Here is a 22,001-nt window from a genome sequence, read left to right as displayed (position 1 = left end):
GAGGAGTTCCCATGAAAGGTGATTTTGAACAAGCAGTAAACAATAATGAAATTAGTGCCTTTTTTAAAGGTGAAGGTAGCTATTTCTCGCCAAATGAATGGAACCGAGGATATCATAGTCCTATGACTAATTGGATGGGAATGATGGCTAATCTTGAAAAGGGAGAAAATTCCTATCAACTTCTGGTCAAATATTTTAAATTATATTTAAGTTCATTAAAGGAAGATGTTCTAGATGCTTGGGGTTTATTTAATAATCTTGATTGTTTTTATATTCTTCAAAAAGATAATAGCTATTTTTTAACTCAACATGACGATTTAATTAGTGAATTAACAGAGGAAGAGAAAAAGAAAATCGGGGTATTATGTCGTTATTTAAGAGATAACTTTGATAAAGTCCCTGATTCAGCCAATATGAGACCATTTGATGAGCAGATAAAAATAGTAAAAGAAGATGGTTGTCCATATGATCTATTTTCTTTATGACTTTTGACTTTTTAATGGTTAAGTTGTGAGTTGCGATTTAACCGGAGAATAGTTTAAAAAAACAGAGTGTTACCACTTTGGCTATAAAGTATTGAATCTAATTACAAATTCCAAACGGTAATGGTTATGTTATATACCCGCAAGTGAACATCTAAAATATATCTAGAACTTGCAAGCTGATAAGCATATTAGAGATACTTTTTTGTCATAAAAATCCTCAGTACTATCACTTTACCAAGGAGAGGTGACCATAATGGGTAAATTTGAACAAGCAGTAAACAATAATGAAATTATTGCCTTTTTTAAAGGTGAAGGCAGCTATTTCTCGCCAAATGAATTTTGTTGGGGAAATCATAGTTATATGACTAATTGGATGGGAATGATGGCTAATCTTGAAAAGGGAGAAAATTCCTATCAACTTCTGGTCAAATATTTTAAATTATATTTAAGTTCACTAAAGGAAGATGTTCTAGATGCCTGGGGTTTATTTATTAATCTTGATTGTTTTTATTGTCTTCAAAAAGATAACAGCTATTTTTTAACTCAACATGACGATTTAATTAGTGAATTAACTGCGGAAGAGAAAAAGAAAATTGGGGTATTATGTCGTTATTTAAAAGATAACTTTGATAAAGTCCCTGATTCAGCCAATATGAGACCATTTGATGAGCAGATAAAAATAGTAAAAGCAAATGGTTTTCCATATGATCTTTTTTCTTTATGACTTTTAACTTTTTAATGGTTAAGTTGTGAGTTGCGATTTAACCTGAGAATAGTTTAAAAAAAAACATGGCGTTACCGCTTTAGCTATAATGTATTGAATCTAATTACAAATTCCAAACGGTAATGCTTATGTTATATACCCGCAAGTGAACATCTAAAATAAACCTAGAACTTGCAAGCTGATAAGCTGGAACACCCCATACTTTCAGGCATTCATGTGCTATGAATCGGTTTATCCCTATGTGTATAGGGAACACACCAAATCTATCAATAAAAATTTTCTTCAATTCGGTTTATCCCTATGTGTATAGGGAACACAAATTTACTAGCAAGATCATTAGTTTTATTTTCGGTTTATCCCTATGTGTATAGGGAACACGTTTAGTAATCTATACGCCAGACGAAGATTATCGGTTTATCCCTATGTGTATAGGGAACACTCACGAAACCAAAGCCGAAGTTGACGCAATCGCGGTTTATCCCTATGTGTATAGGGAACACGTTCTATAAATTGCCTTAGGTTTTCGTCATAATGGTTTATCCCTATGTGTATAGGGAACACGGGTCTTTTTCAGTACTATATTTGATGCGTTCCGGTTTATCCCTATGTGTATAGGGAACACTTATTACTATTCCGGAAAAAGATAAAACATCACGGTTTATCCCTATGTGTATAGGGAACACTGACAATTTTAATTATTTAATTGAATATCATTCGGTTTATCCCTATGTGTATAGGGAACACCAATATCAGCCCATTTTAATGCACACAGTTCGCGGTTTATCCCTATGTGTATAGGGAACACGGACTTACTAACACCCTCACCATTGTGATAATCGGTTTATCCCTATGTGTATAGGGAACACACGCCTGAGCTTTCGTCAAGTTCAAGTGCTCGCGGTTTATCCCTATGTGTATAGGGAACACATGTTTATAAGCCATGTCCGCATTGAGTATATCGGTTTATCCCTATGTGTATAGGGAACACTCTAATTATAAACATTTGTTTTATAATTGAAATATAAGGAAGCAATTTTTTACCAGTTTTTTCTGTATAAAATTTACTCAACTTATTGCCAGTTAAAATTATTAATATTTAACTTTGAATTAAATTAATTTAGATAAAAGCCTAGTTCCTTAGAATAAAAAGAAGGCTCTTTTTCTGTCTCAATTAACACAATAATGGCATTTGGTCTATGTATTTGTTGTCTCAATTTTTCTAGAGGCTGCTGGTCAAGTTGTGGGACGGCTTTTTTCACTCTAGCCCATTTAGATGCACTAATTGTAACATGGCTTTGTTCCCATGCGTATTCGTCACTACTACAGTAAGGAATAACTTTTCCATCTTGTTGATATGCTAAATAAAGATCAATATTATCTCTTGATAAACGGGTTGAAACTTCAATTTCCTTATCCCATTCTCCATTGAACTGTTCACGGCTATAGCATTTATTAAAATTCAATATAATACTTTTAGCTTGTGAACTTTGTCCTAGTTGTTCTCCTAATGCTTTATAAAAAGCCTCTTGTAAACCTTCTGGTGGTTCAAGATCATGGCGATAAACAGCTTCTATAAGTAGTCTCGCCTCTTCAGGCATTGTTATAACACCTCTTTCACGTAAAACCCGTTGGGTAAACCATAAATAGGCATGATTAGCGTAAACATATTTAGTATTGCGAAATTCTGGATTATCTAGCCAATCTTCGCTTGGATCATCCTGCCATGTTGGCGCAAATACGGTCAATATAGGTGGATTTCGCTCATCACGAGGTGGATTCTGGTGAGTGGCTGATTTGATATTTCCGTGTTTATCGCGCACATGTCGTTGTAAACGCCCAGCACGTTGAATCAATAGATCAATAGGTGCAATGTCACTAATCATTTCGTCAAAATCAAGATCTAATGATTGCTCAATGACTTGAGTCGCAATTATGATTTTTGCCGAGCGAATGGTGTTATTTGAAGTTTTTCCCGCCCATTCGATAGTTTTTTGCTCGATAGCCAAACGATCACAATAAGCAAAACGACTATGAAATAGCAAAATTTGCTTAGTATCAAGATGCAAATTTTGTTTTATTTGTTGATATAAACTAATGGCATCAGCCACACTATTTTTTATCCAACAAATAATTTTCCCTTGCTCAATTGCCTTCTTTATTTTTTCTATACCGGAATTGATATTATCAATCCAGTCAATCTTAACTTGTCGCTTTACTTCATCCCTTGTTTCTATTGCTTGTTCGACTAAGCTTTTTTGATTTAGTTGAGTAAATAAAGGAAAGGGTAAATCTGTATTAACTGTTAAAGATGATGGTGTTGATGTTAATCCACTATAGAAGGCGTTAAGCAATTTTTCGCGCAGAAAAAATGGTAAAGTCGCGGTAAGAATAATTGCACTGCCACCTTGCGATGCATGATAATGCAATAATGATTCTAATAGTTTTACCATATAACTATCATAAGCATGAACTTCATCTAAAATAAGTAATTTATGACGCAACCCTAATAATCGCAGCGATTGATGTTTAAACGGCATTACAGCCATCAATGCTTGATCCAACGTACCAACCCCAACTTCCGCCAGTAATGACTTTTTACGAGTATCGACAAACCATTCATTGCACTCGCTACTGGCTGAATTATCATTGTTAAGATATTTTTGCTGGCTAATATTATCTAAATTAATTATTGTTTGAGTAAAAGTCGGATTCATGTAACTTGCACCATGAGCCAAAACCAGTGATGGATGGCTATCGGCTTGATACAATTGGCCGTAGACCTTTGCCGTTCGTTGATAGATACCATTAGCGGTTGCTTGCGTAGGCATACCGATGTAAATACCTTGTGCTTTCCCCGCAGCCATTAATCGATGAGCCAAAATCATGGATGCTTCGGTTTTACCGGCACCGGTGACATCCTCCATAATAAATAATTCAGGTCCAATATTGGTTAATTGGCAGGATAGTGCTTGTTGTTGTAGTGGTGTCGGCTTTGCTATAAATGGAAACAGGTTTTTAATACCTTTAAAAGGAGTAATCGAGGACCTTTTAGGTAAAGTTGCTACGGCTTTTTCAGCATTGGCGAGTGCATAGTTTGCCCAATACTCTGATAACTCCATTGATTTTGAACAAAAAGGGAAAAATTGCTCATTGGATCCTAACCAATCGCTGATAACTGTTATGGCAGCTAATAACCAACTCAGTTTAGTAAGATTTTTACGAAAGGTTTTGTCAAAAAAGTTGGTCGGGTAACACGTTAATTTAGCATCGACAATAAATAGTTGATTAATCGCTTTAATATAGTCTAGTGATGCTTGTTTATCGTGTGCATTGAATGATGAATTACCATTTATATCATTTAGTAGTTCAGGAGGTTTTCCATGATGACCAGTCATAATTAATAACCAGATATCATATATATCTTTAATATTATTATTGTACTGATCTAATTGAATTTCAGGTTTTTCAATTAGATATTTTTTCCATAACCAGTGTCCAAGTGAGTCATGCCGGGTTAAATAACCTTTAGAGGGATCAGGAGCGACCAGTTTGGGATTATTATGTTGAAATAATTGCTGAAATCCATTGGCGAACTTACCAATATCATGCCAAGCTAAAAAATAGGCAAACCAAAGGGCAGCTTTTTCAATTTCATTGGATGAGAAACCAAGTTGTTCAAATAATTCAGCAGAATTGAAATAATTATTTTTAACAATAAAATAGCCACAAGCCGCGACATCTAAATTATGATAAGCCAGAAGATGATACTTCTCTGAAGTATCACTTTGTTGGCACTTTCCCCAATATTGATAAAATGATTGATTCATTAAAATGGATATCCTTATTTTTAACCGCTAATAGTCAGAAATATTAAGCCGAGCATCGCCATTGAAGGTAAAATAATAAAAGAATATCGACTGAATTGCTAAATTTTTATACAAAAAATCATCTCAATTTTTTTACAATTAATCCTCCCAATTCAAATTCATCACTATAAAATATTTGGTTATTTTTTAAAAAAATAAATCTTAGAATAAATATTGATAACTATTAATGTTATAATTCAGGATTCTTATTAAGTTTATTAATTAGGTTTTGCTCATTCGATTGAAGTTTGGCAAAATAGTTAACTCTCAATATGTTATTTTCAATATTTTAGATAATTTAATTTTTTCTAATAAATCAAGTAAAATCGCAGATTGATAGTTTAATGATAAAACAGGAACTAAACTAGGATGAACAGTCAAAGAAAAATAAATATGAAAAAGTTATTCATCTCAAGCTGCTTGGGTGGATTATTCATGACTTCAATGACTGTTTATGCCAAAAAACAACCGAATATTATGTTTCCTAGAGAAGCAACAGTAAAGTCTAGGTTAACCACTGACACCGTTCAACCGATTGAAAGCATTGAACCTAGTCAACCAGTCGAACATATTTACCATAAAACTATTTTTTCGTTGCTAGGTGATCCAAAATATCCTGAAAATTTTGACCATCTAGAATACGTTAATCCTAATGCTCCCAAAGGTGGAATTATCAAACTACATGAAATAGGTACTTTTGATAATTTTAACCGTTTTGCTAGTCGTGGCGCACCGGAACATTATTCGGATTCGTTATATGATTCACTTTTTACCTCAACCGCTGATGATATTTCCAGCTTTTATCCACTGATAGCAACTTCAATTACTTATTCAGATAGTTATCGTTGGGCTGAAGTTTTTATTAATCCAAATGCCCGTTTTCAAGATGGTAAGCCAATAACTGCCCATGATGTGGAATTTACTTTTCATAAATTTATGACTGAAGGTGTTTCACAATATCGAGTTTATAACAAAGGGGTAAATGTTAAAGCGATAGATGACTATCGGGTTAGAGTGGAATTGCCGGAAACCGATCGTGAAAAACTGCTCTCTTTTGTCGGTAGTATGCGGGTTATTCCTAAGCATTTTTGGCAAAATCATAATTTTTCTGAGCCATTAAGTACCCCGCCTGTTGGTAGTGGCCCTTATTATATTAGTGATTATAAAATGGGGCAGTATGTCGTTTATAAGCGTAATCCTGATTATTGGGCAAAGGATTTACCTGTTAATAAAGGCTTAGATAATTTTGATGAAAAACGTATTGATTATTATATGGATACGAGTATTGCTTTAGAGGCATTTAAAGCAGGGGAATACGATTTTCGCGGTGAAGGGCAACCGAAAAACTGGTTTACGCAATATCAAGGAAAATATTTTGACGCAAAAGATATTATAAAACAAGAAAAAAACGTGGAAACCGCGGTAAATACTAGATGGTTAGCGTTTAATTTGCAAAAAGATTTTTTTAAAGATGTTAGAGTTAGACAAGCAATAACCTTAGCGTTTGATTTTGAATGGTTAAATCACGCATTTTATTATGATAGTTATAAAAGACCAACTAGCTTTTTTGAAAATACTATTTATGCAGCAAAAGATAAACCGAGTGAGCAAGAGCTCAAATGGTTAATACCTTATAAAGATATTATTCCCGAGCAAGCGTTTGATGAAGCCTATACGGTTGCGAAAAATGATGGACAAGGGTTTAATCGCAATAACTTATTAACCGCCGCTAAATTATTGCAAGAAGCCGGTTGGATTATTAAAGACGGAAAACTGATTAATGCCCAAAACCAGCAACCTTTTGAATTTGAGCTATTAACTTATCTTGGTGAAGACATCAAATATGCGATACCTTTTCAACAAAATTTAGCGCGTTTAGGTATTACAATGAAAATAACTTCATTAGATTATGCGCAATTAACGCGCAGGATGCGTGAACGTGATTATGATATGATGCCTCGTAATTATAGTGCGGTAAATTATCCCTCTTCCGATTTAATGATTTTATGGGGGAGCGAATATTTAAATTCTTCATATAATGGTTCCGGTCTACATAATCAGGCGATTGATTCGATTATTGCTCAAATAGTGAAAAATGTTGGCAATCAAAGTGAATTAATACCACTTGGACGGGCACTCGATCGCATTTTGACCCAAGAATATCCGATGATTCCAATGTGGTATAACAGTAAAACCTATTATGCATATTGGAATAAATTTGGTCAGCCAGCCATACAGCCAAGTTATGCAATAGGTATTGATAGCTGGTGGTATGATGCAGATAAAGCGGCTAGCTTGTCAAAGAATAGAGAACACTAATATGCTCAATTATATTATTCGTCGATTATTGCTGATTATTCCAACCTTGCTAATCATTTTGACGATCAACTTTTTTATCGTGCAAATTGCACCCGGTGGGCCGGTTGACCAAGCTTTAGCCATGATAGAAAATGGACCAGAGGCTGGGCAGGTATTGTTACCAGGCAGTGAAAGTAGCCCAACAATATTGAAAGAACAAAAAAAAGAATCAAATTATCGTGGGGCGCGTGGTCTAGATCCAGAAATTGTGGCAATGATAGAGAAACAATATGGTTTTGATAAACCGATTTGGGAACGCTATATCAATACGTTGCGACAATATATTCAATTTGATTTTGGTAACAGTTTTTTTAAAAGTGAATCGGTATTAAGTCTAATTGCCAAAAGTTTACCAGTCTCTATTTCATTAGGGTTATGGAGTACATTAATTGTTTATTTAATCTCCATCCCATTAGGGATTCGTAAAGCGGTTAAAGACGGTTCAAGATTTGATTTTTGGTCAAGTACGTTAATTATTATCGGTTATGCAATACCGGCCTTTTTATTAGCCGTGTTATTAATTGTTCTGTTTGCTGGCGGTAGTTATTGGGATATTTTCCCACTTCGAGGGTTGATTTCCAATAATTTTGAACAGTTAGATTTTTGGGGAAAAGTGAAAGATTATGCTTGGCATATTTGCTTACCAACGATTGCCATGGTGGTGAGTGGTTTTGCCACATTAACTATGTTAACCAAAAACTCATTTTTAGATGAAATTCGTAAACAATATGTAGTTACAGCTAGAGCGAAAGGCTTAAGTGAAAGGCAAATTCTCTATAAACATGTTTTCCGTAATGCCACCTTGCTTATTGTATCGGGTTTTCCTGCTGCATTTGTTGGAATTTTATTTACTGGCTCGGTCCTGATTGAGGCCATTTTTTCACTTAAGGGATTAGGGCTTTTAGGTTATGAAGCGATTATTCAGCGTGATTATCCTATAATTTTTGGCACATTATATATATTTACCTTGATAGGACTTATCACCAAACTCTTATCAGATTTATCTTATATGATAATCGATCCACGCATTGACTTTGAGGCTCGCAATTGATGACTACGCACTACTCAATTAATCAGCTACGTTGGCAACGATTTAAACGCAATCGACGTGGATATTTTTCGTTATGGCTATTTTTAATATTATTTATAATCAGCCTGTTCTCTGATTTTATCTTTAATGATCGGCCAATATTGATTAAATATCAAAATAACTATTATTTACCAATCTTTAATTTCTATCCTGAAACCGAATTTGGCGGCGAGTTTCAAACGCAAACTAATTATTTAGATCCTGCCGTGCAGAACACGATTAAAGATGATGGTTGGATAGTTTGGCCACCATTCCATTATACCTATAATACTTTGATACATGATACATCTAGCACTTTTCCTACTCCGCCATCTAAAACCCATCTGTTAGGTACCACCGATGCTGGTTTTGATGTATTAGCCAATATTGCATACGGTTTTAGAATATCGATGTTTTTTGCTCTTTTTCTGACCTTCTTCACTTCAATTATTGGGGTGTTAATCGGTGCAATTCAAGGTTATTATGGTGGTAAAGTTGACTTGTTGGGGCAACGATTTATTGAGATTTGGAGTGGATTACCCGAGCTGTTTGTGATTATTCTCCTTGCCAGTATTTTACCACTTAATTTTTGGTGGTTATTGGCAATTACGGTGTTATTTGGTTGGATGGCGTTAGTTGGTGTTGTCCGAGCAGAGTTTTTACGCACCCGTAACTTTGATTATATTCGAGCGGCCAAAGCGATGGGGGTAAGCGATAGTAAAATTATACTTCGCCACATGCTACCCAATGCGATGATTGCGACATTAACATTTTTACCATTTATTCTTTGTGGTTCTATTTCAACGCTAACAGCGCTAGATTTTCTAGGATTCGGTTTACCAATTGATTCGCCATCCTTGGGTCGATTGTTACTACAAGGAAAAAATAATTTACAAGCACCTTGGTTAGGTATTAGTTCCTTCTTAGTTATTTCTATATTATTGTCACTGTTAATTTTTATTGGTGAAGCAATTAGAGATGCATTTGATCCAAACAAAGGAGTATATAAATGAGTTCTCCTTTACTATCTATTGTTGATTTAAATATAGCCTTTAAAACCGGTCAACACTTACACAGTCAAGTTGTGGAAAATATTAGTTTCGATATCAACGAACAAGAAACGGTTGCATTAGTTGGTGAATCTGGATCCGGTAAAAGTGTTACCGCGCTATCGATATTAAGGCTATTACCAAGAGAGCAGGTAATCTATCCATCTGGCGATATTATTTTTGAGGATAAATCGCTACTACATGCCTCGGAAAAAGAGTTACGTAAAATACGCGGTAACCAGATTAGTATGATATTCCAAGAGCCAATGGTATCACTTAATCCATTGCATACAGTTGAAAAACAACTGTATGAAGTATTATCACTACATCGAGGTATGCGACCCAATGTTGCTCGTAGCGAAATTTTACAATATCTTGATCGTGTTGGCATCAAAGATCCTAAAAGCAAACTCTCCGCTTACCCTCATCAGTTATCTGGTGGTGAAAGACAACGGGTAATGATTGCTATGGCCATTTTAACCCACCCTAAATTATTAATTGCAGATGAACCAACCACCGCTTTAGATGTTTCTGTCCAAGCTCAAATTATTGATCTACTCAAAGAACTCAAAAAAGAGCTGAATATGAGTATGTTATTTATCTCACATAATTTGGGGATTGTTAAAAAACTGGCGGATAAAGTGGCGGTTATGCAAAATGGCCAAATTGTTGAATTCAATAATAAACAGCGTATATTTTTGCGCCCGCAACAAGAATATACCCAAACATTGTTGAGTTCTCAACCTAGCGGTGAGCCGGTTCCTTTACCGGATATGCCAGGTATATTGCTTAGTGTTAATCATCTCAATGTCGAAGTTGTCGCACAAAAAAGATTGTTTAGAAGTAAAAAGAAAAAAATTATTGATAACATTAGCTTTACCGTTCATCAAGGTGAAACAGTTGGTATTGTTGGTGAATCCGGCTCAGGTAAAAGTACCACAGCACTTGCAATTTTACGTTTAATTAAATCACAAGGTGATATTTGCTTCGATAGTCATTCTATACAGAATTTATCCGCCAAAAAATTATTACCATTTCGTAGCCGAATTCAAGTTGTGTTTCAAGATCCATATTCATCACTTAACCCACGCTTTAATGTGGAACAAATTATCAGTGAAGGCCTAGAGACTCATAAAAAACTGACTAAAACCGAGCGAGAACAAGCGGTGATTGATATTATGCAAGAGGTCGGTTTAGATCCGCAAATGCGTTTTCGTTACCCGAATGAGTTTTCTGGCGGACAACGACAAAGAATCGCCATCGCAAGAGCCCTAATTCTACAACCAGAATTATTAATTTTAGATGAACCAACTTCGTCATTAGATCATACTATTCAAAAACAGATAATTAATCTGCTTAAATCATTACAAGAGAAACATCACCTTAGTTATCTGTTTATTAGTCATGATCTGGCGTTGGTTTACTCTTTCTGTCATAAAATTATTGTTATGAAAGAAGGTAAAGTTGTTGAGCAAGGTTTACGTGAAAAAATCTACTATACGCCTGAAACCGAATATACCAAAGATTTACTGTCGTTTTTAGATAAACCACCAAGAAAGTCAACTAAAACATTGATTCATGCTAATATTCTTGAAAAAACGCAAAAAACAGAATCTAAACAAAAAGAAGATCAAAAGATCAATTGGGAAGACGCATTATTAATGCGTAAAAAATAAAGGTATAAGGTTATGGCAGAAATATAAGCCATAATTAAAAAATTAATTTAGTAAACGATTTAACAGGTTAATTATGCAAAAGACAATATTCCGACTTTTAACCGCCTCATGTTTATCATTTATTTCAATAAATGTTATGGCGTTGACATGTTCTGACGATCCTGAGCAAAACAAGGTTGCCGCCAATAATTATATTTTCAAAATATTAGATTTTATTGATTCTCAAGCTAAAGGTATAAAACAAGAAGTTAGAACCTCGACAATTACATCGGATACCGGTGCTATTCGTTCAATTGCCAAACATAGTTTAAATTACGATCCCAATGGCTTAATTATTGAAAGCCATTACGACCTTTATTCTGATAAAAATGAAAAACTTTATTTTGAGCATCTGCAAAAAAATGAGTCTGGTTGGCAAAATGTGATTGAAGATATTGAAGATAAAACCAATGGTAAGATTCAATTCAAAATAGATGAACAAGGTCGAATTGTTGCCTCAGAACAGATAAAAAAGGCACCCGATTTTACCTTTATTGAGAACGACAGTTATCAGTTTGATAACAACAATTGTTTGGTTATTAAAGATGTTCAATGGCGGTTAAATGAGTTGAATGCTAATGGAGATGTGATCGGAACAGAGCAAAAAGGAGCTTCGATTTACGCATTTAGTTATCAGAACCATCAATTAGCGAAAGTATCAACCCAATACAGTAATAACACCAGAAATGAAAGTGATTTTTCTTACCAATTTGATACAAACAATCGCTTAAATGTAATTCAATCTACCTATTCAATGGTAGGTAAAGATACATCGAATTATATAACGCAATTTTTAACCTTTAATGAAAAAAATGATTGGCTTAGTGCAACACAAGCAAAACAAAATAGAAAAAACAAACAAACCAATATTATTCGACAAATTACCTATTATTAATCAATCTTAAAATGGCGTTATCACAAGTGAACTCGATAACGCCAATGAATTATCATCATTCTCGTTTTATCTTACAAATAAAATATAAATTGCATGGGCAGTCCATGCTAATGCTAAACCGTAAGTAAGTAGTTTTTCTCGCTTGGGGTGTATGTTGAATTGATGAAGCAAAGTTAGAATCTGTTGCAATCCATACCAAATCGGTAGTGAAATCATTAAACATAAAAATAGCTTACCTAATTGAGTATTAGCGAGTTTAAGAATGGAAGAACGGGTTATTGCGTCACCAAAAGGAATAATAAACGCAATAATGATTAACACTACTGGCGCAAAAATAGCTGCCCAAAGTCCACCTAAAGCAAATAATCCTTTTGCCACTTTTGAATTAGAGGGTATTGGTTGAGTTTTTTGGTTTTTCATTAATCAAACACCACTTATTTAATAATCGATAATAGTAAGCAATAGGAAAGTAAAAGCGTTACAACACAGAGGCCAATAATTAATAAGTATACCTGCCCCTTTTTATGCGTAGTTTGCTTAAAAACAACTTTAGCTATTAGCCTAAACCAATTAATCGAGTGAAACAAAGCCAGTAATAATGCAATAACATTGATGATAACAGCTAAAGGGCTTTGTAAAAAAAAGATAAAACGATAAAACTCATCTTGCCCCATGGCATTCGTGTACATGCAAATAACCCCATACATCAAAACCATACTGACCCAAATCATGGAAAAAGCGGTTAATTTATCAATGATTGATAAAAATAACCGCTGTTTTGCCGGTAAAGGTGTGAGTTCGGATTGATTTCCGTTTTTAATACTTAGATTATTATTTGCTGGATAATTATCATTATTTTTCTTAATCATAACTTTCTCAATGTGAGTAACACTACTTTGTAATTAACGTATTAGCGATTAATGTTTAATTTTGTATTATAAACCTTAAGTGATTTAAACCGTCAAATTAAAGTTCTGCATAATATCGGTTTTTAAGGTAATAACACTAGGCAGAAAGTGCGTTGGCTTAATAGCAATAACATTGCAATAGTGATGACTCAAATAAATAGAAAGACTAGATAAAAAACAAAAAAATTCAAAAAAGCAACTCAGTTCACATTTTTGAAGAGAGAACTTTGTTAAACTAATTGTAATTTTCTACCCATCCGACTTTGGAATAAAAATCCCCACGAGAAAGGGGAACTAAGTTTAATTATCACTTGCTATTGGTTTATCCCTATTAATATAAGGAATTGAAATGACAAATAGTACCATGATTACAAAATATAAAGATTATTATCAATATGTAATGCTCTACAAAATAAGTGCAATTACCATAAAATCGATAGACTATTGAATTAAGAAATGCAATAGATGATCAAGAAATTTGATCGTTTGTTTTTAACTTTGAAATCAATAAGTCAGTTTCATATAGACTTAAGTAATTTAAACTCAAACTGATAAGCGAAATAATCTCTATTTTACTTATTGCAAACTAAAAAAGGAGTATAAATTGTCTTCTTTATCACTGTTAGACCACGAATGGATTCCTGTGAAGCATTTTAATGGTCATATTAGTAAAATTAAACCCAGTCAGTTAGTTGACGAAACCATTGCTGACTTAGCCTATTTTAGACCCGATTTTCAAGGTGCGGCTTATCAATTCCTTATTGGTTTACTGCAAACCACCTTTTCCCCTGAAGATAAATATGAATGGTTAGACTATTGGGATGAGGGGATAAGCCAATCGCAGCTTGATAAGGCATTTGAACAAGTTAAACCGGCAATGCAATTTGGTGCAGCTAAACCGGCGTTTATGCAAGACTTTACGCCATTAAATGGTAATAAATTGTCGATTTCAGGTTTATTGGTTGAAGCTCCGGGTGAAAATGCATTAAAGAAAAATACCGACCATTTTATTAAGCGAGATTTTGTTAACGCTATCTGCCCACATTGTGCAGTTATGGCATTATTTACTTTACAAACTAATGCTCCATCAGGCGGAAAAGGGCATCGAGTTAGTTTACGAGGTGGCGGACCAATTACCACTTTAATAATGCCTGAGCTGAATAATCCAACACCATTATGGAAAAAGTTATGGTTAAATGTAGTGCCACTGGATGATGACGAAAAACCACAATGCTATGATGAAACCGTCTTCCCATGGTTAAACAAAACCATAACCAGTGAACCACCTAAAAATTTAAGTGTATTTCCTGAACAAGCCAATTTTTGCCAATCTTTTTGGGGTATGCCTCGTCGCATTGAGCTCGATTTTGAAAATACAACACAAGGCCATTGTGATCTTTGTGGCGAGGATTCGTCTGTGCTTATAAGCCATTACCAAACTAAAATACATGGCGTTCAATATAAAAATTGGCGCCATCCTTTATCTCCTTATCGAACGGACAGTAAAACGGGGACACCGATTGCTATCACAGGTCAACCCGGTGGGTTAATTTATCGCGATTGGTTAGGTCTGGTTACTACTAATGATAAGAACCAGCCAGCTCAGGTTGCCATCGTTCATAATTATCGTGGATTGAGAGCGTCCGAAAAATATCACCTTTGGTGTTTTGGTTATGATTTTGACAAAATGAAGGTTCGCTGCTGGTATGAACACAACTTTCCTGTCTATCCAATATTTGCTGACCCAGATAGCGATATTAAAGAGTTAATAGCACAAGCACTTGCGTTTAGTAAAGAAACTTTATCAATACTACGTAATGCTTTGGTTAATATTAATAAACAATCAAGCTCCGTAGATATTGCTTACTGGAAAGAAACAGAAATACCTTTTTATCAATTTGTTAAACAACTTATTAAACAAAAAGATAATCCAAATGGTCGTTCTCATTTGTTGTTAGATTGGAAAAATACCTTATTAAAATATATTACTCAAATCTACGATAAGGCTGCTTTTTCTGATTCCGGTCAATCATTTAAATTTATTAAAGATAAAGAAAATAATCAATGGATTTGTTGTCAAATTAAAGAGAGAGAAAATTTAATTAAAAGTTTTTATAAATTTAAGTTTTCTAAAAAATAAAGAACTGAAATATAAGGAGAACAATATGTTAGGTAATTGGGAGGAAAAACCGCTCATACTAAATGAGAAACATAAAATAATAATTGATGAATGGTTTTCAATGTTACAAAAAAATGAATATAACTTTAATGGTTTTACTTATAATGGATTAAAGCTTCGAGCAGATCTACGTCGTGAGTCTTTGCCTTATGGCGTTATGCTCCAGGAAGGTTATTGGATTTTGGCAGATAGATTATTTAATGAAAATAAATTTTTAATTGAAAACAAGAATTATCATCAGGCGCTTGCTCTTTTTGTTGCGGTGGCTGTATTTGCGAAAAACAATAATGACAATGCTTCTTTCGCTTCGCAATTAAGTGAAAAAAATCCTGTTGGAGAACGATCTATTATGTCTCCATTACGTTTTAATCAATTAATTGCATGTGACAATGATGAAGTATTTTGTCGTCGCTTAATTCGTGCGGTTAAATTACGCAATGACAATGGAGTCAATATTTTTTCACTTGCTGATGGAATCTTCCTATGGATTCAGGAAAGGCATGATTGTCAACTAGGTTTACCATCAAGTGATTTAGATCCATTTAAGCGTAATTCTATTCGATGGGCAATGGATTACTATTCAAATAAAAAAAATTTTAAGGAACAATGATTATGACTACATTTATTCAATTACATCTTTTAACTGCTTATGCGCCATCGAATTTAAATCGTGATGATTTGGGTAGACCTAAAACTGCAAAAATGGGTAATAGTGATCGTTTGCGGATATCCTCACAAAGTTTGAAACGAGCTTGGAGAACGTCAGATTTCTTTAACGGATCATTGAAAGGAAATATCGGTTTTCGGTCTCGTAAGTTTATAAATGAATGGGTTTATAATCCAATGCTTGAAAAAGGCATTTCAGAAGAAATGGCTAGATCTTGTGCAACAAAAATTGCCGATCTATATAGAAAAACTAAAAATGAAAAAGAAGAAAAAGATAAAAAAGATAAAAAAGGAAAAGATAAATCAAATAAATTAGAGAGTGAACAACTTATTCATATTAGTAATAATGAAAGAAAAGAAATAAATAAGTTAGTTGAACGTTTGATTTGTGAGAAAAGAGAACCTAACAAAGAAGAACTTAGTAAATTACTTAAAACTCGTAAAGAAAATGATAGTATTGATATAGCTCTATTTGGCAGGATGTTGGCAGCAAAAACAGAATTTAATATCGAAGCTGCCTGTCAAGTTTCTCATGCATTAGGCGTAAGTACGGTGACCATTGAGGATGATTTTTTTACTGCTGTTGATGATTTAAATGAAGATAATTTTGATGCTAGCTCAGCACATTTGGGTGAACGAGGATTTGCTTCGGCGCTGTTTTATACTTATGTATGTATCAGCCGAGATTTACTTCTCGAAAATTTAAATGGTGATGAAGCATTGGTTGAAAAAACCTTAAAAGCTTTAACTGAATCAGCTGCCAAAGTTGCACCAACAGGGATGCAAAATAGTTTCGCTTCACGAGCATATACTTCCTATATTTTAATAGAAAAAGGAAGTCAACAACCGCGCTCTTTAGCGGTAGCTTATTTTAATCCAATTCGTAGTCAAGATATGGTAAATGATGCTATTAGTCGTTTGGAAGATCAACGAGATAAATTTGATAAAGTTTATGGTCAATGTGCTGATAGTCGCTATGTTCTCAATAGTGAAACTGGAGAAGGAACCCTTAGTGCTGCATTAGATTTTGTTGCGCAAAAATAGGGGGGGCGGACAAGATGATCAACCATCTTATTTTTCAAATTTATGCCCCATTTACCTCTTGGGGCGAACCTGCTGTTGGCGAAGTTCGCCACAGCAATATTATTCCCTCTCGCTCTGCTTTATTGGGATTAGTTTCGGCTGCACTCGGCATTCGCCGTGATGATAATCAAATTGATCATTTTAATCAGCATTATTATTTTGCGATTCGTCCTTTTATGGCGAGCAGTAGTTGGTTTTGTGATTTTCACACAGTCGAATTTGTAAGTAATAAAAAGAATAATATTGAAGTTGATAAAAATATTTTGACTACTAAGCGTGAATATTATAATGACGTTTATTATCAAATAGTCATGACTGAGACTGAGAATGCACCTTATAGTTTAGAGCAAATTCAGCAAGCATTATTTAAACCTGTTTTTCCCTTATACGCAGGAAGAAAAAACTCACCTTTATCGTTACCGTTATCGCCTATCTTGTATCAAGGAACATTGCGTGAGGCTTTTAGTTTTGCCGATAAACACTATCAAGAGTGTCATCGTCAAGATCCGGTTATTGATAAACTATTAAAAGGTATTGCTGATGAATATTATTGGGAACAGGCCAATCAAGAAGATCACTTTGAGGTAATTAAAATTCAGCGTCGTCAAGATCAACCAATAAGCCGTCACCGTTGGCAATTTAATGATCGTCAGCAGTTTTCCGGCCATTTGAAAGGGAGTGAATAGATGTATTTTTCTCGAGTTACTTTAAAATTAAATCGACTTCCTTATGTTATGCAACAGAAAATGCAAAATTCAGGACCTTATGCTATTCATCAATTGTTATGGCAACTCTTTCCTAATCAAGAAAAACGTTGCTTTTTATTTCGTGAAGAGAGAATTGGCAAAGGCTATCAATACTATCTGTTATCGGAAATAGCACCGCTAACCAATCATGAGCTATTTTTAGTAGAAACTAAACCATACCAGCCAAAATTAACCGTTGGTATGAAATTGATTTTTTCCCTGCGAGCAAATCCAGTGGTGTTTAAAAATGGTAAGCGTAGTGATGTGATGATGAATGCTAAATATCTGGCTAAACAACAAGGTTTAGATAATGAGATAAAAATTCGTCAGAATGAAGCTGCTATAAATTGGTTAATTAAACAGAGTGAATCCAGAGGATTTTCATTATCAACAACTGATGGACAACAACTGGATTGCACAGTAATTAATTATACCCAAGAGCAATTTATTAAAAAAAGCAATCTTAAACCCATTACTTATAGCAGTGTTGATTATCAAGGGGTGTTAACCGTAACGGATGTTGACTTATTTTTAAATACCATCTATCAAGGAGTTGGTAAAAGTAAAGGATTTGGTTGTGGTTTATTTTTGCTAAAACATTATCAATAGGATAAGCGATAATGGTTTATGTTCCCCTTAATCCGATTCCTTTAAAAAATAGAACGTCAATGATTTTTTTGCAATATGGACAAATTGACGTTCTAGATGGAGCCTTTGTATTAATTGATAAAACCGGCATCAGAACGCATATTCCAGTGGGCTCGATAGCTTGCATAATGTTAGAACCCGGAACTAGAGTTTCTCATGCCGCTATCAAACTAGCGGCAACGGTTGGCACTTTGCTCGTTTGGGTCGGTGAAGCTGGCGTCAGAATGTATTCATCGGGTCAACCAGGTGGGGCAAGATCAGATAAACTACTCTATCAAGCTAAATTGGCTTTAGATGATGATTTACGTTTAAAAGTGGTCAAAAAAATGTTTGAGTTACGATTTGGTGAGCCGGCACCGAGTCGTCGCTCTATTGAACAGTTACGGGGCATTGAAGGATCGCGAGTACGTGAAACTTATTCATTACTGGCTAAACGTTATCATGTTAAATGGCATGGAAGAAAATACGATCCCAAAGATTGGCAAAAAGGAGATACGGTTAATCAATGTATAAGTGCTGCCACGTCTTGCTTATATGGCATCACCGAAGCAGCTGTTTTGGCGGCCGGTTACGCACCGGCTATCGGGTTTGTACATAGTGGAAAACCACTCTCATTTGTTTATGATATTGCTGATATTATTAAATTTGATACCGTTGTACCTAAAGCTTTTGAAATAGCGGCAAAAAACAATGCTGATCCCGATCGAGAAGTTCGTGTGGCCTGCCGTGAAATTTTTAGAAGCCAAAAAACATTAGCAATATTAATTCCGCTTATCGAAGAAGTTTTATCTGCTGGTGGAATTGAACCGCCACCAGCTCCAGATGATGCCCAACCACCAGCTATCCCAGAACCTCAATCTCTTGCTGACAGTGGCTTTAGGAGTCGCTAAAAATGAGTATGTGTGTTGTAGTAACTGAAAATGTCCCGCCTAGGTTACGAGGTCGTTTAGCAATTTGGTTACTTGAAATTAGAGCCGGGGTTTATATCGGTGATATATCAAGACCAATAAGAGAAATGCTATGGCAACAAATCACTAAACTTGCTGAGGAAGGCAATGTTGTCCTTGCTTGGGCGACTAATACTGAGTCAGGATTTGACTTCCAAACTTATGGCGCAAATAGAAGGGTTCCGGTAGATTTAGATGGATTAAGGCTAGTATCCTTTTTACCTATTGAAAATCAATAGGTTAATGTTCTTTAAAAATTAGGAATAATTGGTAGATTTTAACTAACTAAAAAATATTATATAAAACAATTATCTATATTTAGAGCGTTCCCTGTAGGTACAGGGATATACCGATGCGGTGCTTTATCGCGATCAATTGGGTGCTGCGTTCCCTGTAGGTACAGGGATATACCGCTAAAATTAGGTATTAATTAATGGGTAATAACGCGTTCCCTGTAGGTACAGGGATATACCGAAATTACTGACTATATAGCTACTGAGGGATACGCGTTCCCTGTAGGTACAGGGATATACCGTACCGATTCTGCAAGTTTTGCTTGCAGAGATAGCGTTCCCTGTAGGTACAGGGATATACCGGACGTATAAATGAACGCTGAGCATATCGACTGGCGTTCCCTGTAGGTACAGGGATATACCGTAAATTTGATTTGATTTTTAGTCTTAATTTAACGCGTTCCCTGTAGGTACAGGGATATACCGCGACTTGCTTTCGCTCAATCTTATCGCTCGCCGCGTTCCCTGTAGGTACAGGGATATACCGTATAAAAAATCGAATTAATGCGTTAGGGTCATGCGTTCCCTGTAGGTACAGGGATATACCGCCTCATATTCGATATACAGACAATTATTTAGGGCGTTCCCTGTAGGTACAGGGATATACCGCTTACTGCACAAGAAAAATATATTCTAGGTCAGCGTTCCCTGTAGGTACAGGGATATACCTTATCCACTAATGAATAAAATAAGTCAACATCTGCGTTCCCTGTAGGTACAGGGATATACCGATATTATTCGTGACCATTTTAACCACAAACAAGCGTTCCCTGTAGGTACAGGGATATACCGCAGCGTTCAAAATTATCAGATGATTATGCGTCGCGTTCCCTGTAGGTACAGGGATATACCGTAACGGTATACAACTATCTATTGTTCAACATTGCGTTCCCTGTAGGTACAGGGATATACCGTAATTCTGTTTATGCTAGTGATGACTTACTTGGCGTTCCCTGTAGGTACAGGGATATACCGCAAGACGGAAAAAGCTTAAGGGTCTTCGCTAAGCGTTCCCTGTAGGTACAGGGATATACCGCATTTAGTTCTAAAAGGAGCGAAAAATAATGAGCGTTCCCTGTAGGTACAGGGATATACCGCAATTAGAAATTTTAATTTTAAAGGCTTTAGAGCGTTCCCTGTAGGTACAGGGATATACCGGGATAAGTTTAATCGATGAGGGTTCAAAACTGGCGTTCCCTGTAGGTACAGGGATATACCGTTATCTTTACCTTTTGCATAGGTGGTTGCTTCGCGTTCCCTGTAGGTACAGGGATATACCGCTAATCGCCAATTCGAACAAAACCGCATCAACGCGTTCCCTGTAGGTACAGGGATATACCGGATAGATTAATTGAATTACACGAGGTGAAAGGGCGTTCCCTGTAGGTACAGGGATATACCGTGATTTCGTCAAACAATTCGAAAATTGCATTAGAGTTCCCTGTAGGTACAGGGATATACCGCCTCGCATCCGTATCATTAGCTCGCAACGTCGGCGTTCCCTGTAGGTACAGGGATATACCGAAATTAACGGTCAATTTTATCACAAAAACATCGCGTTCCCTGTAGGTACAGGGATATACCGTTACCGCGCATTAGTTGCATTTGCATTTTAGCGCGTTCCCTGTGGGTACAGGGATATACCGAGGCGATAAAATTATATAAATGTTCGCTATAAAGCGTTCCCTGTGGGTACAGGGATATACCGCTATGATAGCACTACATTGCGTGCAATCGTTGGCGTTCCCTGTGGGTACAGGGATATACCGAGTATGAAACGCAAAATCACAAGAAAACGACGGCGTTCCCTGTGGGTACAGGGATATACCGGCGTTCAGAATTGTATTAATCAATTAAATAGCGCGTTCCCTGTGGGTACAGGGATATACCGCAAATATTGATGTTATGAAAGCTGATGAAATTGCGTTCCCTGTGGGTACAGGGATATACCGCGTAAAACTGCAACGCTAATTACTGAAGAACTGCGTTCCCTGTGGGTACAGGGATATACCGGATTTGTATAATGAACAAAAATGAAAAAGGTAGCGTTCCCTGTGGGTACAGGGATATACCGAAAGATTTCTTTCTTACTTCTTCAGATTGTTTGCGTTCCCTGTGGGTACAGGGATATACCGCCAACAATCAGCTAGCTCTAGCTCAAACCCGAGCGTTCCCTGTGGGTACAGGGATATACCGCGAACAGTCTAAGCAGGCTATTTATGCTGATAGCGTTCCCTGTGGGTACAGGGATATACCGTTGTTGCTCTGCTGGAGTGCGCAACGAATCCAGCGTTCCCTGTAGGTACAGGGATATACCGTAGGTTGCCCATTAACAAACTGTTTTAATGCTGCGTTCCCTGTAGGTACAGG

Annotated in this window: 16 protein-coding genes, 1 pseudogene and 2 CRISPR repeat arrays (1 of these 19 cut by a window edge); of the genes and pseudogenes, 14 read left to right on the top strand and 3 right to left on the bottom strand. The window is 35.7% G+C overall.

Features of this window, described 5'->3' with window-relative positions; all coding sequences use genetic code 11:
* Positions 1–11: 11 nt before the first annotated feature.
* Both AC5LXV_RS15795 and AC5LXV_RS15790 read left to right on the top strand, forming a co-directional pair.
* Positions 12–485, top strand: a complete 474-nt coding sequence (locus AC5LXV_RS15795; RefSeq protein WP_493466990.1) for a hypothetical protein — start codon at positions 12–14, stop codon at positions 483–485.
* A 253-nt stretch (positions 486–738) separates the two neighbouring features.
* On the top strand, positions 739–1,209 hold the full coding sequence (locus tag AC5LXV_RS15790) for a hypothetical protein (protein ID WP_493466989.1): 471 nt from the start codon (positions 739–741) through the stop codon (positions 1,207–1,209).
* Positions 1,210–1,436: 227 nt separating this feature from the next.
* Positions 1,437–2,197: a CRISPR direct-repeat array (repeat unit 29 nt; unit sequence CGGTTTATCCCTATGTGTATAGGGAACAC).
* Positions 2,198–2,321: 124 nt separating this feature from the next.
* Here AC5LXV_RS15790 and cas3 read toward each other — a convergent pair.
* Positions 2,322–5,036: a CRISPR-associated helicase Cas3' gene (cas3, locus tag AC5LXV_RS15785; protein ID WP_493466988.1), complete on the bottom strand. Its 2,715-nt coding sequence runs from the start codon at positions 5,034–5,036 to the stop codon at positions 2,322–2,324.
* Between the two features lie 432 nt (positions 5,037–5,468).
* Here cas3 and AC5LXV_RS15780 point away from each other — a divergent pair, with 432 nt between their 5' ends.
* From AC5LXV_RS15780 to AC5LXV_RS15760, 5 genes and pseudogenes are all read left to right on the top strand, one after another.
* On the top strand, positions 5,469–7,394 hold the full coding sequence (locus AC5LXV_RS15780) for an extracellular solute-binding protein (protein WP_493466987.1): 1,926 nt from the start codon (positions 5,469–5,471) through the stop codon (positions 7,392–7,394).
* A gap of 1 nt (position 7,395) precedes the next feature.
* Positions 7,396–8,484, top strand: coding sequence for a microcin C ABC transporter permease YejB (locus tag AC5LXV_RS15775; protein ID WP_493460769.1), 1,089 nt, complete (start codon positions 7,396–7,398; stop codon positions 8,482–8,484).
* Positions 8,484–9,515, top strand: a complete 1,032-nt coding sequence (locus tag AC5LXV_RS15770) for an ABC transporter permease (RefSeq protein WP_493466986.1) — start codon at positions 8,484–8,486, stop codon at positions 9,513–9,515. The genes AC5LXV_RS15775 and AC5LXV_RS15770 overlap by 1 nt, the downstream gene beginning before the upstream one ends.
* Positions 9,512–11,095, top strand: a pseudogene (gene yejF, locus AC5LXV_RS15765) (microcin C ABC transporter ATP-binding protein YejF); the annotation flags it as partial. The gene AC5LXV_RS15770 and the pseudogene yejF, both read left to right, overlap by 4 nt.
* 205 nt (positions 11,096–11,300) lie before the next feature.
* Positions 11,301–12,161 carry a hypothetical protein gene (locus AC5LXV_RS15760; RefSeq protein WP_493466985.1) on the top strand — a complete coding sequence of 287 codons (861 nt, stop codon included), beginning with the start codon at positions 11,301–11,303 and terminating at the stop codon, positions 12,159–12,161.
* 66 nt (positions 12,162–12,227) lie between these two features.
* Here the strand turns inward: AC5LXV_RS15760 and frdD are convergent, their stop codons facing one another.
* Both frdD and AC5LXV_RS15750 read right to left on the bottom strand, forming a co-directional pair.
* Entirely contained in the window at positions 12,228–12,581 is a 354-nt protein-coding gene (frdD, locus tag AC5LXV_RS15755) for a fumarate reductase subunit FrdD (protein ID WP_493466984.1), read from the bottom strand.
* A gap of 14 nt (positions 12,582–12,595) precedes the next feature.
* Positions 12,596–13,030 (bottom strand): hypothetical protein, encoded by a 435-nt coding sequence (locus AC5LXV_RS15750; RefSeq protein WP_493453003.1) that lies wholly within the window; start codon positions 13,028–13,030, stop codon positions 12,596–12,598.
* A 643-nt stretch (positions 13,031–13,673) separates the two neighbouring features.
* Here AC5LXV_RS15750 and casA point away from each other — a divergent pair.
* The 7 genes from casA to cas2e are packed head-to-tail and all read left to right on the top strand — an operon-like array spanning position 13,674 to position 19,577.
* The gene (gene casA, locus AC5LXV_RS15745; protein WP_493466983.1) at positions 13,674–15,209 is read left to right on the top strand and encodes a type I-E CRISPR-associated protein Cse1/CasA; all 1,536 of its coding nucleotides are present in this window, start codon (positions 13,674–13,676) and stop codon (positions 15,207–15,209) included.
* Positions 15,210–15,234: 25 nt separating this feature from the next.
* The gene (gene casB / locus AC5LXV_RS15740; protein WP_493466982.1) at positions 15,235–15,858 is read left to right on the top strand and encodes a type I-E CRISPR-associated protein Cse2/CasB; all 624 of its coding nucleotides are present in this window, start codon (positions 15,235–15,237) and stop codon (positions 15,856–15,858) included.
* Between the two features lie 2 nt (positions 15,859–15,860).
* Positions 15,861–16,958, top strand: coding sequence for a type I-E CRISPR-associated protein Cas7/Cse4/CasC (gene cas7e, locus AC5LXV_RS15735; RefSeq protein ID WP_493466981.1), 1,098 nt, complete (start codon positions 15,861–15,863; stop codon positions 16,956–16,958).
* Positions 16,959–16,972: 14 nt separating this feature from the next.
* Positions 16,973–17,683, top strand: coding sequence for a type I-E CRISPR-associated protein Cas5/CasD (cas5e, locus tag AC5LXV_RS15730; RefSeq protein ID WP_493466980.1), 711 nt, complete (start codon positions 16,973–16,975; stop codon positions 17,681–17,683).
* Positions 17,684–18,352 (top strand): type I-E CRISPR-associated protein Cas6/Cse3/CasE, encoded by a 669-nt coding sequence (gene cas6e / locus AC5LXV_RS15725; protein ID WP_493466979.1) that lies wholly within the window; start codon positions 17,684–17,686, stop codon positions 18,350–18,352.
* An 11-nt stretch (positions 18,353–18,363) separates the two neighbouring features.
* Positions 18,364–19,281 (top strand): type I-E CRISPR-associated endonuclease Cas1e, encoded by a 918-nt coding sequence (gene cas1e / locus AC5LXV_RS15720; RefSeq protein ID WP_065650815.1) that lies wholly within the window; start codon positions 18,364–18,366, stop codon positions 19,279–19,281.
* A 2-nt stretch (positions 19,282–19,283) separates the two neighbouring features.
* Positions 19,284–19,577 carry a type I-E CRISPR-associated endoribonuclease Cas2e gene (gene cas2e / locus AC5LXV_RS15715; protein WP_065577731.1) on the top strand — a complete coding sequence of 98 codons (294 nt, stop codon included), beginning with the start codon at positions 19,284–19,286 and terminating at the stop codon, positions 19,575–19,577.
* Between the two features lie 84 nt (positions 19,578–19,661).
* Positions 19,662–22,001: direct repeats of the CRISPR family, unit length 29 nt; unit sequence GCGTTCCCTGTAGGTACAGGGATATACCG (it continues 680 nt past the right edge of the window).

Source organism: Gilliamella sp. LMG 34359 (genome assembly GCF_984569085.1).
The sequence above is the reverse complement of the archived record's forward strand: the minus strand, read 5'-3'. Positions and strand labels throughout refer to the sequence as shown.

Excerpts from the sequence above, each read along its gene's own strand:
- AC5LXV_RS15795 (WP_493466990.1), top strand. The coding sequence starts at position 12 with ATGAAAGGTGATTTTGAACAAGCAGTAAACAATAATGAAATTAGTGCC.
- AC5LXV_RS15790 (WP_493466989.1), top strand. The coding sequence starts at position 739 with ATGGGTAAATTTGAACAAGCAGTAAACAATAATGAAATTATTGCCTTT.
- cas3 (WP_493466988.1), bottom strand. The coding sequence starts at position 5,036 with ATGAATCAATCATTTTATCAATATTGGGGAAAGTGCCAACAAAGTGAT.
- AC5LXV_RS15780 (WP_493466987.1), top strand. The coding sequence starts at position 5,469 with ATGAAAAAGTTATTCATCTCAAGCTGCTTGGGTGGATTATTCATGACT.
- AC5LXV_RS15775 (WP_493460769.1), top strand. The coding sequence starts at position 7,396 with ATGCTCAATTATATTATTCGTCGATTATTGCTGATTATTCCAACCTTG.
- AC5LXV_RS15770 (WP_493466986.1), top strand. The coding sequence starts at position 8,484 with ATGACTACGCACTACTCAATTAATCAGCTACGTTGGCAACGATTTAAA.
- AC5LXV_RS15760 (WP_493466985.1), top strand. The coding sequence starts at position 11,301 with ATGCAAAAGACAATATTCCGACTTTTAACCGCCTCATGTTTATCATTT.
- frdD (WP_493466984.1), bottom strand. The coding sequence starts at position 12,581 with ATGAAAAACCAAAAAACTCAACCAATACCCTCTAATTCAAAAGTGGCA.
- AC5LXV_RS15750 (WP_493453003.1), bottom strand. The coding sequence starts at position 13,030 with ATGATTAAGAAAAATAATGATAATTATCCAGCAAATAATAATCTAAGT.
- casB (WP_493466982.1), top strand. The coding sequence starts at position 15,235 with ATGTTAGGTAATTGGGAGGAAAAACCGCTCATACTAAATGAGAAACAT.
- cas7e (WP_493466981.1), top strand. The coding sequence starts at position 15,861 with ATGACTACATTTATTCAATTACATCTTTTAACTGCTTATGCGCCATCG.
- cas5e (WP_493466980.1), top strand. The coding sequence starts at position 16,973 with ATGATCAACCATCTTATTTTTCAAATTTATGCCCCATTTACCTCTTGG.
- cas6e (WP_493466979.1), top strand. The coding sequence starts at position 17,684 with ATGTATTTTTCTCGAGTTACTTTAAAATTAAATCGACTTCCTTATGTT.
- cas1e (WP_065650815.1), top strand. The coding sequence starts at position 18,364 with ATGGTTTATGTTCCCCTTAATCCGATTCCTTTAAAAAATAGAACGTCA.
- cas2e (WP_065577731.1), top strand. The coding sequence starts at position 19,284 with ATGAGTATGTGTGTTGTAGTAACTGAAAATGTCCCGCCTAGGTTACGA.